The 14,926-nt window shown below is 73.2% G+C and carries 10 protein-coding genes; 2 read left to right on the top strand and 8 right to left on the bottom strand.

Going from position 1 to position 14,926, the window contains the following annotated elements; all coding sequences use genetic code 11:
• Positions 1 to 2: 2 nt before the first annotated feature.
• Positions 3 to 4,859: a DNA repair ATPase gene (locus ACIGW4_RS01805; protein ID WP_399577791.1), complete on the bottom strand. Its 4,857-nt coding sequence runs from the start codon at positions 4,857 to 4,859 to the stop codon at positions 3 to 5.
• Between the two features lie 111 nt (positions 4,860 to 4,970).
• Positions 4,971 to 7,031, bottom strand: coding sequence for a flotillin family protein (locus ACIGW4_RS01810; RefSeq protein ID WP_399577793.1), 2,061 nt, complete (start codon positions 7,029 to 7,031; stop codon positions 4,971 to 4,973).
• 217 nt (positions 7,032 to 7,248) lie between these two features.
• On the opposite strand from ACIGW4_RS01810, the gene ACIGW4_RS01815 reads away from it, so the two are divergent.
• The gene (locus ACIGW4_RS01815) at positions 7,249 to 8,310 is read left to right on the top strand and encodes a PucR family transcriptional regulator (RefSeq protein WP_398706706.1); all 1,062 of its coding nucleotides are present in this window, start codon (positions 7,249 to 7,251) and stop codon (positions 8,308 to 8,310) included.
• 186 nt (positions 8,311 to 8,496) lie between these two features.
• Positions 8,497 to 9,528 carry a hypothetical protein gene (locus ACIGW4_RS01820; RefSeq protein WP_399577795.1) on the top strand — a complete coding sequence of 344 codons (1,032 nt, stop codon included), beginning with the start codon at positions 8,497 to 8,499 and terminating at the stop codon, positions 9,526 to 9,528.
• A gap of 27 nt (positions 9,529 to 9,555) precedes the next feature.
• Here the strand turns inward: ACIGW4_RS01820 and ACIGW4_RS01825 are convergent, their stop codons facing one another.
• The 6 genes from ACIGW4_RS01825 to ACIGW4_RS01850 all read right to left on the bottom strand — a co-directional run bounded on the left by ACIGW4_RS01825 (position 9,556) and on the right by ACIGW4_RS01850 (position 14,845).
• Complete coding sequence (locus tag ACIGW4_RS01825; protein ID WP_399577798.1) at positions 9,556 to 11,001, bottom strand: cytochrome P450; 1,446 nt, start codon at positions 10,999 to 11,001, stop codon at positions 9,556 to 9,558.
• Entirely contained in the window at positions 10,998 to 11,621 is a 624-nt protein-coding gene (locus ACIGW4_RS01830; protein WP_359590317.1) for an ATP/GTP-binding protein, read from the bottom strand. The genes ACIGW4_RS01825 and ACIGW4_RS01830 overlap by 4 nt, the downstream gene beginning before the upstream one ends.
• Positions 11,602 to 11,958 carry a DUF742 domain-containing protein gene (locus ACIGW4_RS01835; RefSeq protein WP_123457071.1) on the bottom strand — a complete coding sequence of 119 codons (357 nt, stop codon included), beginning with the start codon at positions 11,956 to 11,958 and terminating at the stop codon, positions 11,602 to 11,604. The genes ACIGW4_RS01830 and ACIGW4_RS01835 overlap by 20 nt, the downstream gene beginning before the upstream one ends.
• Positions 11,955 to 12,362 carry a roadblock/LC7 domain-containing protein gene (locus tag ACIGW4_RS01840; protein WP_260174617.1) on the bottom strand — a complete coding sequence of 136 codons (408 nt, stop codon included), beginning with the start codon at positions 12,360 to 12,362 and terminating at the stop codon, positions 11,955 to 11,957. The genes ACIGW4_RS01835 and ACIGW4_RS01840 overlap by 4 nt, the downstream gene beginning before the upstream one ends.
• A gap of 1 nt (position 12,363) precedes the next feature.
• Entirely contained in the window at positions 12,364 to 13,899 is a 1,536-nt protein-coding gene (locus ACIGW4_RS01845) for an ATP-binding protein (RefSeq protein ID WP_399577802.1), read from the bottom strand.
• Between the two features lie 364 nt (positions 13,900 to 14,263).
• Positions 14,264 to 14,845, bottom strand: a complete 582-nt coding sequence (locus ACIGW4_RS01850) for a sortase (protein ID WP_398706700.1) — start codon at positions 14,843 to 14,845, stop codon at positions 14,264 to 14,266.
• Between the last annotated feature and the right edge of the window lie 81 nt (positions 14,846 to 14,926).

The raw sequence follows: 14,926 nt of genomic DNA on the forward strand, positions 1-14,926 counted from the left end.
TCTCATCCTCCGCCGGTTCCGGCGGTGTTCCGTGGTGGGTGGGGCGCGTCCGTCGCGCGGGTGAGCGCCGCCTCGACGGCCGTGATGCGGTCGGCGAGCAGGCCGAGGGCGTCGACCGCGCGGGCCAGGGGGTCGCCGCCGGAGTCCCCGGGCGCGCGGGCGCGGGTGCGGGCGGCGTCCAGTTCCGTGCGGCGCGCGGACTGGGCCGGGGTGAGGGTGCCGCGCAGCGCGGCGAGTTCGAGGAGGTTGGCCTCGGCGTCGGTGGTCAGCGTCTGGGCCTCGGCGGTGTAGTGGTCGTCGATCAGGGCGGCGAGTTCGGCGTCGTCCATGACGGGCGAGAGGCGGGCCGCGATCTTGTTCATCGTACGGTACGACCCCTGGAGCAGGAACGGCGGTCCGGTGCGGGCCTCGTCGGCGGTGGCGGCGGAGGCGATGTACGCCGCGTTGACGGCGAGGACGGTCTCCCGGGCGGTGAGGAGACGGCGGAGGACGGCGAGGACCCGGTCGAGTTCGGCCGGGGCGTAGGGGTGGGCGAGCCGGTCGCGGCGTGCGGCCGGGTCCCCGGCGGCCAGCCGGGTGAGAAGCTCCAGGTCGGCGCGGTCGCGGCCGGCGAGCGGGGCGAGGAGCGGGTGGGAGGTGAGGGCGTTCTCGACGAAGCTGAACGCGAAGGCCTCCTCCTTGCCGGTCAGCACGTCGCCGAGGTTCCACACGTCGGCCCGGCTGGCGAGCATGTCCGGTACGCGGAAGGAGCGCCCGGACTCGGTGTACGGGTTTCCGGCCATGCAGACGGCGAAGCGTTTTCCGCGCAGGTCGTGGCCGTCCAGGGTCCGGGTGGCGTCGCAGAGGGGGATGAACTTCTGCAGGAACTCCGGCGAGGTGTGCTGGATGTCGTCCACGTACAGCAGGACGTTGTGGGCGGCGGCCAGGGCGAAGGCGATCTTCTCCAGTTCCCGGCGGGCGGCGGCGTCGGGTGCCGCGGCGGGGTCGAGGGAGGTCGTCCGCCGGCCGAGGGCGGGACCGTCGACCCTGACGAGCAGCAGGCCGAGGCGTTCGGCGACGTACTCGACGAGGGTGGTCTTGCCGTAGCCGGGCGGGGAGAGGAGCAGCAGCAGGCCGTGGGAGTCGCCGCGCCCGGCGGCTCCGGCGGCGCCGAGCTGCTTGGCGAGGTTGTCGCCGAGGAGCGGGAGGTAGACCTCGTCGACGAGCCGGTTGCGGACGAAGGACGACGTGACCCGGGGGCGGTGGGCGTCCAGGCGGAGGCGGACGCGCTCGGCGGCGAGGAGTTCCGCCCGCCGCCGCCGGTGGGCGCGGAAGGCGGGAGCGTCGACGGCGGCGAACCGCCGTGTCCGGGCGAGGAACTCGTCGAGCCGCAGCTCCAGCGAGCGGGCCCGGACCCGGGGGTGCTCGCCGAGGAGTCCGGTGACCGTGGCCGTGGTCGGGGCGTCGACCTCGTAGCGGTCGAGCCCCGGGCACAGTTCGACGGCGACGGCCTCGGCGAGCACCCCCGGGTCGTACGGTTCCCCGGACGCCGACGCGTACGAGGCGAGCCAGGCCTCGACGAGCCGGCGTCGTGCGTCCGGCCCGGTGAGGGCGGCGAGGGCGTCGTCGTAGGCGGAGGAGCCGGCGGTGCGGCGGAAGGCGGCGAGGAGGGCGCGGGCCGCGCCGGAGACGGCGAAGCCCGCCGGGCCCGAGGCGAGTTCGTCGGTCAGGTACGCGGCCGCCGCCGGGTCCCCGGTCGCTTCGGCGAGCTCCTCCCTCAGCCCGTCGAGGGCCGCGTCGGTGCCGAAGAGGTCCCGGGCCCGGGTCAGCGCGACCGCCTGGTGGGTCCACTGCTCGCGGCACTCGGCGGTGGCGGACGCCCAGAAGAGCTGGGCGGTCGCGCGCGCCGTCCCGGTGTGGCGCAGCGGTCCGGCGCCTTCGTCGAGTTTCAGCAGCGCCTCCAGGATCAGCGCCGCGTCGTGGTCGTGGACGCCGCGCTCGTGCCCCTCGTCGTAGGCGGCCTCGGCGGCCTGCCGGGCGAGCGCGCCGAGGTCCGCTCCGGCGAGGCGGTCCGTGCCGTGCTCGGCCAGGAGGCGCGCGGCGAGGTGCTCGGCCCGGTAGACCTCGGGCGATTCGGAGGGCAGGGTCCGGTCCCAGAGGTGACGGGTGGCGGCGAAGGCCGGGTCGGTGACGGGTGCGCGGTAGTCGGTTCCCGTCAGGGCGAGGACGAGGGTCCCCCCGCTCCCGCCGTCGCTCTCGGCCCCGTCCGCGTCCCCGTCCGCGTCCTCGTGCGGTACGAGGGTCAGCTCGGGGGCATGCCGGGTGACGGCGAAGCGGTGCCGGCCGAGGCGGATCGTGTCGCCGCCCTCGGAAAACAGCTCGGCGCGGTCCCGCAGTGCCCGCCCGGCCTCCTGGCGGGCGGCGCCGAGGCGGTTCTCCAGTTCCTCCGCCCTGGCCCGGTCGCCGAGCTCCCGGAGTTCGTCGCCGATGCGCCGGACCCGGGTGACCATGGGGTCGGAGGCGAAGTAGGTGTGCACCTCGTCCAGGTCGGTCAGGTTCGCCGCCTGCCGGGCGACGGATTCCAGGAGCCGGGCGGCCGAGCCGGCGAGGCGCGCGGCGCGGCGGGCACGGGCGTCCTGGAGGGACTGTCCGCGTGCGGTGAAGGCGTCGTGGATCTCGGTGCGCCGTTCGGCGACGACGGCGAGGAAGCCGTCGTGCCCGGCGAAGCGGGATTCCAGGTGCTCCAGCTGGAGCAGGAGCCGGCCGAGCTGTTCGGCGCAGCGGTCGGGGGTGTCGGCGGCGGCCAGGGCGCCGGTGACGGCCTGGCCGAGCAGGGCGAGTTCGGCGGCGAACTCGGCCCGCCCCTCCTGGTCGAGGAGTTCGGCGCGGCGGGCGGCGAGGCGGGCCCGGGCGCGGTTGAGCGCGCCCAGGACGTCGGCGACGCGCGCCAGGATCGAGGCGCGGACGGTGGCGTCGCCGACGTCGAGGCCGGCGATGACCTCGCCGAGGGTGCGCAGTTCGTGGGCGCGGGCGTCGATCCGTTCGCCGGCCGGGCCGGTCTCGGCGACGGTGGCGAGCGCCCCGGCCTCGGTGGCGAGGCGTTCGGCCTCGGCGCGGTGGGCGGTGAAGGCGTCTTCGCCCCGGAGGAACGCGACGGCCCGCCGGACGGCGGAGACGATGTCGGCCTCGACGTCCGCGGCGAGGGTGTCGATGCCCGCCGTGTCGGCGTACCGCATGTCCCTGAGGGTCTCCAAGTGCCCCTGTGCGGTGCGGAGTTCGGCGATGCGGGAAATCCACTCCCCGGCCGTGGCGGGCGCCTCGCTCCGAATGCGCCGGGCGAGGCGGCCGATCTCCCGGGCGGAGTCGGCGAGGGCCTCGGCCGCCTGCCGGGTGAGCGCCGTGACGGTGCCGAACTCGTCGAGGACCTGCGCGGCGACGGCCCGCAGCTCGGCCAGGGGGGTGCCCAGGTCGCCGGTGTCCGGGTCGCCCAGCCAGTGGTGGACGTCGCCCGCCCGTACGCAGGCGGCGACGAGCGCCTCGTACGCCTCGGCGGTGGGCGTCGGCTCGGTGGCCTGCCGGGCGATCGAGAGGCAGTCGGCGATCCCCCGGACGAGGTCGGCGTTGCCGACGCGGGCCAGGGGTCCGTTCCCCGCGGGGCGCCGGTGGGTGTCGGAGACGTACGGCGTGCGCCAGATCTGCACCGGGTGGGCGCGGCCCGGCTCGCCGGACCCGTCGCGGAGCACGGCCATCGTCCCGTCGTCGAGCAGGGCGTGTCCGCGGCAGAGGAGCGGGGTCGCGATCTCCTTGCCGATGGGCGCGTACGGGAGGAGCAGGGTCCGGCCCTCCGCGGGGGCACGGAAGACGAAGAGGAGGTGTTCACCGTCGGGCGAGCGGACCGTCCGGTCGTAGGTCTGCCCCGTCGTGTCGGTGTCGAAGGTCCTCACGGCGCCGGAGGCGAGGCAGTAGCCGCCGGGGAACACGATCCCCTCGTCCTCGGGCAGCCGCAGGCACGCCTGTCCTATGGCGTCGAGCCTGACGACGGCGCCGGTCAGGGTGTTGAGGACGAGGTGGCGGACGTCCTCCTTGTAGGGGCGGACGCGCACCAGGACCAGTGCGCCCACGACGGCGTAGGCCACCTCGGCGTCGGCGAGGGACTGCAGCGGCTCGTCGACCGGCTCCGTGTGGACGCTCCCGGCCGTGTCGGTGTCGTCGTCGGTCCTGACCGTCAGCGCCCCGCCGACCGTGGAGACGAACAGGCGGCCGCCGAGCGAGATGTGCGGGTGCCGGCCGGGGACGTGGTCGTCGCGGGTCGTCTCCACCCACGCGAGGTCGTCGGAGGGAGGGAGGACGTGGTCGCGTTCGCCCCGGGCGTCGAGGAACCGCACCTCGCCCGCGGGCCCGACGGACCAGCGCAGGACCCGCAGGTCGTCGCTCCGCTCCCCCGTCCGGAAGACGGCGAGGAGCCGGTCCTCGACACGGCGCAGCCGGATCAGGCGCGCGCCCCGGTAGTAGCGGTGCAGCGCGGAGAACTCCCGTACGAAGGCGGGGTCGTCGAGGAGTCCGGGGACCGCCTCCGGGGGCAGCGCGTTCAGGTCGCGGTCGTGGAGGGTGAGGACGTCGGCGACCGAGACCTCGGAGGCGCCCGTGCCGGAGGGCCGGGAGCCGAGGAGCAGGACGTCGCCGACGGCGACGACGTCCTGGGGCACGCAGGGGCGGCCGGTGTCGACGCGGCGGGTGGCGGTGAGCGCGAGCTCGCCGGAGCCGAAGGCCGCGATCCGCTCCTCGTCGAGGGCTCCGGCCCGCCTGGCCAGCTCGGCGGCCCGTGCCGCGAGCCGGTCGCGCAAGACCGTGTACGTGTCCTCGTCGATTCCGGCACCCATCTCGTCCCGCTCCTTGTACGGTGGTGAGTACGGGTCCGGTGCCGCCAACTCCCCCGTTTGCCGGCACCGGACCCTCTGCGACCGCTCCTCGTGCGGTCGGTTCCCCTGCGGTCAGTTCCCGGCGGCGCCGTTCAGCGCCGCCGTCTCCCTCGGCGCCGGCGTGGCCGGGCCGGGGATCCGGGCGTCGGGCGCACCGGGGTTCACGACCTTGGCGAGGAGCGCGGCGGAGGCGCTGAGGTTCTGCACGTCGGTCGTGGACAGCGAGCCCAGCACCTTGCCGAGGTCCTCGGTGAAGGAGCCCGAGCCGTTCAGCCAGGGGCCGGCGAGCTCCTGCGCGGTCCGGCTGTGGTCCACGAATCCGTCCACGGACTTCCCGAGCGCGATCGACTGCACCAGCCGGTCGAGGAAGACCGAGTCCCCGCCGACGATGTCGATGTCGGCGTGCTCCAGACCGGCCGCGAGGACGGTGGCCTGCGCCTCGGCGACCTGCCGCTGGACGTCGAGCCCGGCGAGCCGGATCTCCTTCTCGGCGGCCAGGCGCAGCCGGTACTCCTCGTGGGTGCGGGAGGCCTCGTCCAGCGCGGCCATCGCCGCCGCCTTCTCGGTCAGACCGGCCGCCTCGGCCTTCAGCTTCTCGCCGATCGCCGTGGCCTCGGCCAGCGCCTTCTCCCGTGTGCCGGCCGCCTCGGCGAGCGCCTTCTCGCGGGCCCCGGCCGCCTCGGCGCGCAGCCGGGCCTCGGTGGCCTCCGCCTCGGCGCGGCCGGACTTCTCGACGACGTCGGCCTCCATGTCCCGCACCCGCACGGCCGCGAGGCCCTCGGCTGCGGCCTCGGCCTGGATGCCCTCGGCGAGGCGGATCCTGGCGCGGGCGTCCAGGTCGGCCGCCTTGGTGCGGGCCTCCGCCAGGGTGAGCTCCTCCGCGGCCCGGTGGAGGGCGGCCTGCTCGGCCGCCTCCGCCGCCTTGATGTCCTTGACCAGCCTCTCCTGCGCCTCCGCCTCGGCGGCGATGACGACGGCCTGCCGGGTGCGCTCGGCCTCCTCGACCACACGCAGCCGCTTGATGGACTCCTCCTGCTCGGCGACCGTACGGTCCACCACGACCCGTTCCCGGATCACCTCGGCGATCTCGCGGCGCTCGGCTTCGACCTCCTTGTCGGCCGCGATGCGGGTCAGCTGGGTCTCCCGGTCGCGGGCGATGACCTCCAGGAGGCGGTCCTTCTCGATCCGCTCGTTCTCGACGGCGATGACCCGCTCGCGGTTCTTCTGCGCGACGGCCACCTCGCGGGCCTGGTTCTCGCGCTGGACGCCGAGCTGCTCCTCGGTCCTGAGGAAGGCGCTCTGCGCCCGCAGCCGCTCCTCCTCCACCACGCGCGCGGTCTCGGCCTCCTCGCGCGCCCGGGAGGTGTCGATCTCCCGCCGCTGCTTGATCTCCGCGTCGGCCTGACGGCGCTCCAGCTCCAGGATGGCCTCGCGGGCGTCGACGTTCTGCCGGGTGATCTCCTTCTGTTCGTTCTGCCGGTACTCGTTCGTCCGGATGTTCTCCACGGCCGTCAGTTCGGTGATCTTGCGGATGCCCTGGGCGTCGAGGATGTTGCCGGGGTCGAGCTGGCTCAGCGGCGTCTGCTCCACGTAGTCGATGGCGGCGTCCTCCAGGTGGTAGCCGTTGAGGTCGATGCCGATGAGCTCGATGATCCGGAACCGCAGTTCCTCGCGCTTGGTGTAGAGGTCGGTGAAGTCGAGCTGCTTGCCGACGGTCTTGACGGCCTCGGAGAACTTGGCGTGGAACAGCTCCTCCAGGGTCTCCTTGTGGCTGGCCCGGTCGGTGCCGATGGCCTGCGCGACCTTGACGACGTCCTCGACGGTCTTGTTGACCCGGACGAAGAAGGAGATCCGGATGTCGGCGCGGATGTTGTCCCGGCAGATCAGCCCGTCCCTGCCCATCCGGGAGATCTCGAAGGTCTTCACCGAGATGTCCATGACCTCGGCCTTGTGCAGGACGGGCAGCACGATCTGCCCCGTGAAGGTGACGTCGACCCTGCGCGTCCTGGAGACGATCAGCGCCTTGCCCTGCTCCACCTTGCGGAACAGCCGGCCGGCCGCGAGGAGCAGGACGACGGCGACGAGCAGGACGACGGCGATCAGCACGCCGGCGCCTCCGGTGATGGCATCCATGAGAAACCCCGTCCGCTTTCTGTCTCCCGGCACCGGGCCGACGCCCATGCCCTCCCGTGGGGCCATCCTGAGGCTTGGTCACCCGTCCGGCATTGCCGTGATCCGGCAGTCTTCGGCGTCTTTCCGATGCCGGTCGCACACCCCGGGGAGGGGCATGTCACCCTTGATCACCGCGCGTCGAGAACGTGTCGGGGACGCGTCGGGAACGGGGGGATCCATGACGGAGAGGGAGCCGGCCGAGGAGTACCTGGAGGGGTACGCCGAGATCCTGGCGGGGATGTGCGCGACCCGCCGCAGGCTCACCCGTGAGGAGCGCGAGGCCCTGGGCGCGCTCGGGGAGCGGGCCGCCGAGGCCGGCATCGGGCTGCGGGCCCTCGTCCGGGCCCATCTCTCCACCGCGCGGCGGGTGCGTCCCGGTCTGTCGCAGGCCGCCGCCGAGCACCTGCTCAGCGCCGTCGAGCAGGCCGTGGACGCCTTCGCCGAGGGGCACGAGCGGGCCCAGTACCTGGCGATACGCCAGGAGGAGGCGGCGCGGCGCGAGTTCATCGACGACCTGCTCAACGGCCGCAGCGACCTCGGCCGGCTGGCGGAGCGGGCCGAGCGCTTCGGGCTGCTCCTCTCCCACGCCCACGCCGTCGCCGTCGCCCAGGGCCCGGAGCCGTACGGCGACGGCTACGCGGTCCCCCGTACCGTCGAGTCCTCGCTCACCGCCCGCTTCGGCAACCGCCGCATCCTGCTCACCACCAAGGACGGGCGGCTGATCTGCGTCGCCCCGGCCGACGAGCCCGAGGTCCTCGCCCACTTCGCCAAGCAGGCGTACGCGGCGACCGACGGCGGCCGGGTGGCGATCGGCCGCGCGCATCCGGGCGCGGGGGGCGTCGTCCACTCCTACGAGGAGGCCCTCAACGCCCTCGCCCTGGCCGAGCGGATGGACCTGGACAATCCGGTCCTGTACGCCGCCGACCTCCTCGTCTACCCCGTGCTCACCCGCGACCGGCAGGCCATGGCCGAGCTCGTGGGCACCGTCCTCGGCCCGCTCCGCCAGGCCCGGGGCGGCGCCGAACCCCTCCTGGACACGCTCACGGCGTACTTCGACAGCGGATGCGTCACCGCGCAGGCGGCCCGGAGCCTCAGTCTCAGCGTGCGGGCCATGACGTACCGCCTCGACCGCATCCACCGTCTGACCGGCGCGGATCCCGGTGATCCCGTCCAGCGCTACACCCTCCAGACGGCCGTCATCGGCGCCCGGCTCCTGAACTGGCCCGCCCAGCCGCTGTGACACGTCTGGCGCCGGTCACCGGAGGGTCCGTTGTGTTTCGCGAGTGAACCCGAACTGATCGCCGATCTCGGTTAGTTGAACGGTTTCCGGTCGTCTCTGGTGGGCAGGTTTGCAGAGCCGTGGACCGGGCATCGTCCGGCCTCGCGGCACAGCGATGCGGGCCGGAGTGAGAAGGAGGTCGGTCCCATGACCGTGCGTGCCGTCGAGCTGCCGCAGTTGTGGATGCCCTACGCGCTGCGGGTGAATCCGTATCTCCCGGCCCTGCACGAGGAGAGCGAGTCCTGGGCGCGCGGCATGGGGATGCTGGACGACGACCGGTGGCCCCGGGCGCGCACCCCGATATGGACGCGGTCGAAGTTCCACGCCATGACCGTCGACCAGCTGACCGCATGGACCCTTCCCGACGCCTCCTTCGAGGCCTTACGGCTCAACCACCGGTTCAACATCTGGGCCCTCGCCTGGGACGACTACTTCGCCGCCGCCTTCAAGCAGACCGGGGACCTTCCCGGAGCCCGGGCCTTCACCGCCCGGCTGCACGCCTTCCTGCGGCCCGAGCGCGGCGCCCGGCTGCCCGAGCCGACGAACGCCGTCGAGCGGGGGATCGCCGACCTGCAGCAGCAGCTCTTCCCGCCGAGGCTGGCGCACTGGCGGACGGAGTTCAACCGGGCCCTGATGCGGTACGTCGACGCGGGGGTCGAGGAACTGGCCAACAGCCGCAGCGGCCGCGTCCCCCACCTGATCGACTACGCCCCGTTCCGCCGGGAGAGCTTCGCCGCCTACACCGCCCCCTACTCCGTGGAACTGGCCACCGGCGCGCGCATACCCGAGCGGATACGGCACACCCGGACCGTCCGCGCCCTGCTCGACGCCTTCATGGATTTCATGGGACTCGCGAACGACATCGCGTCCTACGAGAGGGAGGTGCACGAGGAGAAGGACGTCAACAACCTGGTCCTGGTCGTCGGGACCTCCCTGGGCATCGACCTCCACGACGCCGTGCCCGCCGCCCTGAACCTGGTGAACGCCCGGCTGCGGGACTTCGAGCACCTCCGGCGGAGCGAACTCCCGCCGCTCGTGAGGAACTCCGGCCTCGACCGCGACGAGCGGGCCGAGCTGGAGACCTGGCTCGGGGGAGCCTGCGGCTTCCTCTCCGGCCTCCACGCCTGGTACACCGGAGCACCCCGCTACGCCTCCGGGGACGTGCCGTTCCCGGGGTGAGGGCAGCGGGGTGCTCCCGGCGCGGGCCTACCTCCCGCGCAGGAGGCGCCTGAGGCGCGTCAGCCAGGAGGCGCGGGGCTCGGGCCCTCGTGCCGTCCCGGGGGCGGGCACCGGCCGCGGGGGCGGCACGGGCCTGCCGTTGCTCTGGGGCGGCGGGGCCGGGAGCGGGGCCGGGAGGTCGTCGGACTGGGGCGGGCGCGGGGCGAAGGTCACGGGGAGGGCCGTGAGGTGCCGGGCCCAGGTGGAGGAGCGCCAGCTGAGGCTCTCCTCGGGGACGGCCAGCGCGATGTCGGGCAGCCGGGTGAGCAGGATGTCGATGCCCGCGTCGGCGATGATGCGGCCGATGTCCTGGCCCGGGCACTCGTGCGTGCCGGCGCTGAAGGAGAGGTGGGCGCGGTTGTGGTGCACGGGGGTCGCGGAGTCCGGGCGGATCGTCCGGTCGACGTTGCCCGCGGCCAGACCGAGGAGGAGCATGTCGCCCGCCTTGATCTGCTGTCCCCCGAGGGTGGTGTCGCCGTTGGCCCAGCGGCCCGGGCACACCATGAGCGGCGGCTCGTCCCAGAGGACCTGCTCGACCGCCTCGGGCAGCGTCATCTGGCCGCCCGCCAGCGAACCGCGGAAGCGGGGGTCGGTGACGACCATGCGCATCACGTTCGACATCAGGTTGGCGGTCGTCTCGTAGCCGGCGAGCAGGATGAGCCGCAGGTGGTGCTGGACCTCCTCGTCCGTGAGGCCGGCGGGGTGGGCGAGGAGCGCGGAGGCGATGTCGTGTCCCGGCCGGGCGTGCTTCTCGGCGACGAGCTTTTCGAGGCACTCCAGTACGTAGGCGTTGCTGGCGAGCGAGGTCTCGGTGGCCTTGAACAGGTCACGGGCGGCGTGCACGAGCCTGGGGGCGTCCTCGTCGGACATCCCGAGCAGATGGCTGAGGGTGAGCATGGGCACGGCCTCGGTGAACTGCTCCACCAGTTCCGCCTCGCCGTTCTCGCAGAAGGTGTCGATCACCTGGTGGGCGAAGCGGGTGATGTGGCGCCGGACGCCCCGGTGGTCGAACTGGTCGAGGCCGGCCGTGACGGCGCCGCGCAGCCGCTGGTGCTCCTCGCCGTCCGCGCAGACGCAGTCGGGGCGCCAGCCGATCATCGGGATGAGCGGGGAGGTGGCGGGGTCGATCTCCCCGCTGCGCCAGCCGTGCCAGACGCGGGGGTCGCGGGAGAACTGGGTCGGGCGGCTGGCCACGTCGCGGTTCTCCAGGTACCCCAGGACGAGCCAGGCGCGCACGTCGCCGTCGAGCAGGACGGGCGCCACCGGGCCGTGGGCGGCGCGCAGCTTCTCGTAGAGGCCCATGGGGTCCGTCTCCGCGGCGGGGCCGTAGAGTCGGGTGGCCCCGCCGGGGCCGTCGGCGATGTGGGCCGGGCAGCCCGGGGGCGGGACGGCCCCGGGCTGCGCGGGGGCGTGTTCGGTGGGCGGGACGGTCATGCGGTCTCCTGGGCGGCGGCGAGGGTGCACAGGTAGCCCATCAGCGAGAGCAGGGCGTCGCGGCAGGACGCCCGGTCCCGTGCGTCACAGGTGACGATGGGCACGGTCTCACTGAGGGCCAGAGCGGTGCGGAGGTCTGCTACGGGGTACTTCGGGGCCTCCGGGAAGGCGTTGACGGCCACGACGAACGGGACGCGGCGGTCCTCGAGCCGGGTGATGACCTCGAAGGAGACTTCGATCCTGCGGGTGTCGACGAGGACCACCGCGCCGAGCGCGCCTTCGAAGATGCCGTTCCACAGGAACCAGAAGCGCTCCTGTCCGGGGGTGCCGAACAGGTAGAGGATCAGCTCCTCGTTGATGCTGATCCGTCCGAAGTCCATCGCGACGGTCGTGGTCTTCTTGTCCTTGGCGCCGGGGTTGTCGTCGATCCCGACGCCCGCCTGCGTCATGGTCTCCTCGGTGGTCAGGGGCGGGATCTCGCTCACCGCCCCGACCATGGTGGTCTTGCCGACCCCGAAGCCGCCGACGACGACGACCTTGACCCCCCTGGCACCGTGGGGCAGCAGCAGGTCGGTGTCGCGCCGGCCGACGTCGAGGACGTCAGAGCTTGCGTAGTCCATGGATCACCGCCTCCAGCAGGCCGCGTTCGGGGTAGGCCGCCACGGGGACGGGCGCGATCGCCTCGACCCGTTCCTCCTCGACGAGTTTGGAGAGCAGCACGGTGACGACGCTGAAGGGGAGGCTGAGGTACGCGGAGACCTCGGCCACCGAGAGCGGGTAGGAGCACAGGGAGAGGATGGCCGCGTGCTCGGGCTGCATGGCGGGGTCGGGCTCGGACCTCGTCGCGATGAGGGTGACCAGGTTGAAGGACTTGGCCACGGAGTCCGGGTCACCGGTAATGACGTAGAGCGGAACGGGTGTGCCTTCATTCCAGGGATCCTGGTTCTCCGATGTCACATCGCCTGCCCGACGTCCTCACGGGGCGGGCTGGTCATGTGCTGACCGATCCGGATCACCAGCGTCCGCATGCGGTCGCCGAGGAGCCCAGCGTCCACCTCCTGGTCGGCGAGGACCGCGAGATAGGCCCCGGGGCCGGCCGCCATCAGGGAGAAGTAGCCGCCGTCGGCCTCGATCCCGACCATCCGCGTCGACCCGTCCCCCTCCGGGAACATCTGCGCGATGGCCCGCGCCAGGCTCTGGATGCCGGAGCAGGCGGCGGCGATCGCGTCGGCGGCGTCGGGGGCCGTGTTCGCCTTCCCGATGCACAGGCCGTCCGACGACAGGAGGACCACGTGTCGCACGTACGGGACGCTGTTCGCGAGCTCCGTGAGCATCCAGTCCATGTTCGGCAGTGGCTGCATGTTACTCGTCCTCATCTGACGGTTCGCTGGGGGAAGGGGAAGGTTCGGCGACCGCTCTCCTGTCGCCTCGCTTGTCGCCGTTGAACGCCTCCCACATCAGGCCCGGCTGGCGGGCTCCGGCGGAGGTGCCCCGGGAGGCCGCCGGATCGGCGGGCGCGGGCCCCGTCTGGACGACCGGGGTGGGGACGGGCGACTCGCGTCGTCGCTGCGGGAGCACGGGGGACTCCCGTCGTCGTTGCGGGAGTCCGCCGGCGGTCTTCCCGACCTCGCCGGAGCCCGTGGCGTCGGGCGCCGGGGTCGGCCGGGGCAGGACGGGGCCGCCGCCCGCACGCCTCCGGGCGATGTCCGGGATCCGCAGGGCGGACGGCGGGACCGTGGTGATCAGGTTGCGGGGGACGAGGACCACGGCCCGTACGCCTCCGTAGGCGGAGGTGCGCAGGTCGACCTCGCAGCCGTGCTCGCGGGCCAGCCGGCTGACGACCGGAAGACCGAGCTGGGTGAGTTCGCCCAGGCCCGAGAGGTTGATGCTGTTCTGCGACTGCGCCATGACGCGCTCGACGCGCTGCCGGACCTCTTCGGTGAGTCCGACGCCGCGGTCCTCGATCTCGATGGCGATGCCGGAGGGCACCTCGCTCGCGGTCACCTCCACGGGGGTGTGCGGCGGCGAGAACGTGGTGGCGTTGTCCAGGAGTTCGGCGAGGAGGTGCATCAGCGGTTCGGCGCCGGGGCCGATCACCGCCACCTCCGCGATCGACGTCAGCTTCACCCGGGGGTAGTCGACGATGCGCGACATGGCCCCGCGCAGGACGTCGTAGAGCGGGATCGCCTTGGACCACTGGCGGCCGGGCCGGGCGTCGCCGAGGACCGCGATGCTGGCCGCGAGGCGGCCGATCAGGGCGTTCCGGTGGTCGACGTTCTGCAGGCCGCGGGAGACCACGAGGTCCGTGCCGTGCAGGATCTGCATGGCGTGGAGGTCCTTGGCGAGCTGGTGCACGATCGCCTGGACCCGGCGCGCGACCGCCACCAGGGCCCGCTGGGAGGCGTCCCGGGTGTGCTCCTCGGCCTCCACGGCCTCCAGGAAGGTCCGCATGGCCCCCTTGAGCGCCTCGGTGTAGTCGGGGTCGAGGTGCTTCCCGAAGGTGATGGCCGCCAGGATCTCCGAGGCGGGGTCGCCCTTCTGGAGACGGGCGACGGCGGCGGGCAGGAGCTCCTCGCCGAGCCAGGAGACGGCGGCCCGCTGGTCGGCCAGGCGTCCGAGCAGTTCGGCCTCGCGCTGGGCGTGCCGCTCCGTCGCCTCGGCGCTCGCCCGGGTGTGGCGGTCCGCTTCGGCCGCGCGGGTTCGGCGCGCGGCGGTGGCGGAGGTGAGGGCCGTCAGGAGGACCGCGGCGAGTCCGCACCAGGCGATCGGTGTCCGTATCGGCGCGGGACAGAGCAGCAGCGCCGTGACGGAGGCCGCGGCCAGAACTCCGGGAGGGAGGAGCCATACCCGGGCGACGGCGGTCGGCCGGGGTCTGGAAATTGAACCTGCACGAACCATCAAGGGGTCCCTAAACCGTCTGAAATGAACGGACTGAGGTGATGCGATGCGCCGACGGTTCGCTTCGAGATCGCGTCGATGGCCGTTTTCCTCGCGGCCGCGCTCCGTCCGTGCGCTCGCAGCGTTCATGACTCGCTGTGAGCGCTCCGCAACACATCGGGGAGCATAGTCAGTTCGGGTTCGCCATGTGACCTTGCTGGAGGGACAGCCTCCACCGGTCATTCCATGGAGATAAAAACGACCAATCACCGCATTGAAAATGCAATAAACCGATCACGTTCTGGCTTACGTGACACAAGGGAGTGGCCGCCACCCGGACGTCCGGATGGCGGCCACTCCCCGTCGAGGAACAGCTCCTCGATGATCAGACAGAGATACGGGCTCCCCTCGTACGCCGGCGCAGCCGGACCGCCCCGGCCGCCGCGGCACCGGCCAACAGGACACCGCCCAGGACGAGCGGGCCGCGCGCGGAGTCCGTCGTGGCTTCCCCCGCGGGGGCCGCCACGGACTTTCCGACGGGGGCGGCCGCCACGGGCCTTCCGGCGGGGCCCGCCGCTCCGGCCGCCCAGCCGAAGCCGGCCTCGACCCCGCCGTGGGGCCGGCCGGAGATCTGGTACGTGACGGTCTGCTTGATCCGCGGCGGGCACTTCAGGGTGACCGTGTCCGTGCCGGCGGCCGCGCCCTCCGGGACGACGAACCGGCCCACCAGGACGCCCGGCCGGTCGCCCGGCAGGAGGTGGAACCGACCGCCCGCTTCCGACTCCCCCTTGCCGTAGGTCTCCTTGCCGCACGCGGTGGTGGAGACGGTGACGGTGGTGCCGGGCGAGGCGTTCAGGGGGGTGATGCGGACATCGGACTCCCCGGGCGCGGCGAGCGCCGTGGGGGCGGACAGGACGACGGCGCCGACGATCAGGCTGACCTGCAGACCGGTACGTGCGCGACGCATGCTTCTCTCCTTCGGTGGAGCTTTCCGGCCGGCTCCTTCGCGCGGCACCCGTGCTGTGCTCCGTGCACGAGGCAAAGGCCG

Origin of the sequence: Streptomyces sp. NPDC053513 (assembly GCF_044544765.1) — a bacterium.
In the GTDB taxonomy this organism is placed as follows: domain Bacteria; phylum Actinomycetota; class Actinomycetes; order Streptomycetales; family Streptomycetaceae; genus Streptomyces; species Streptomyces litmocidini.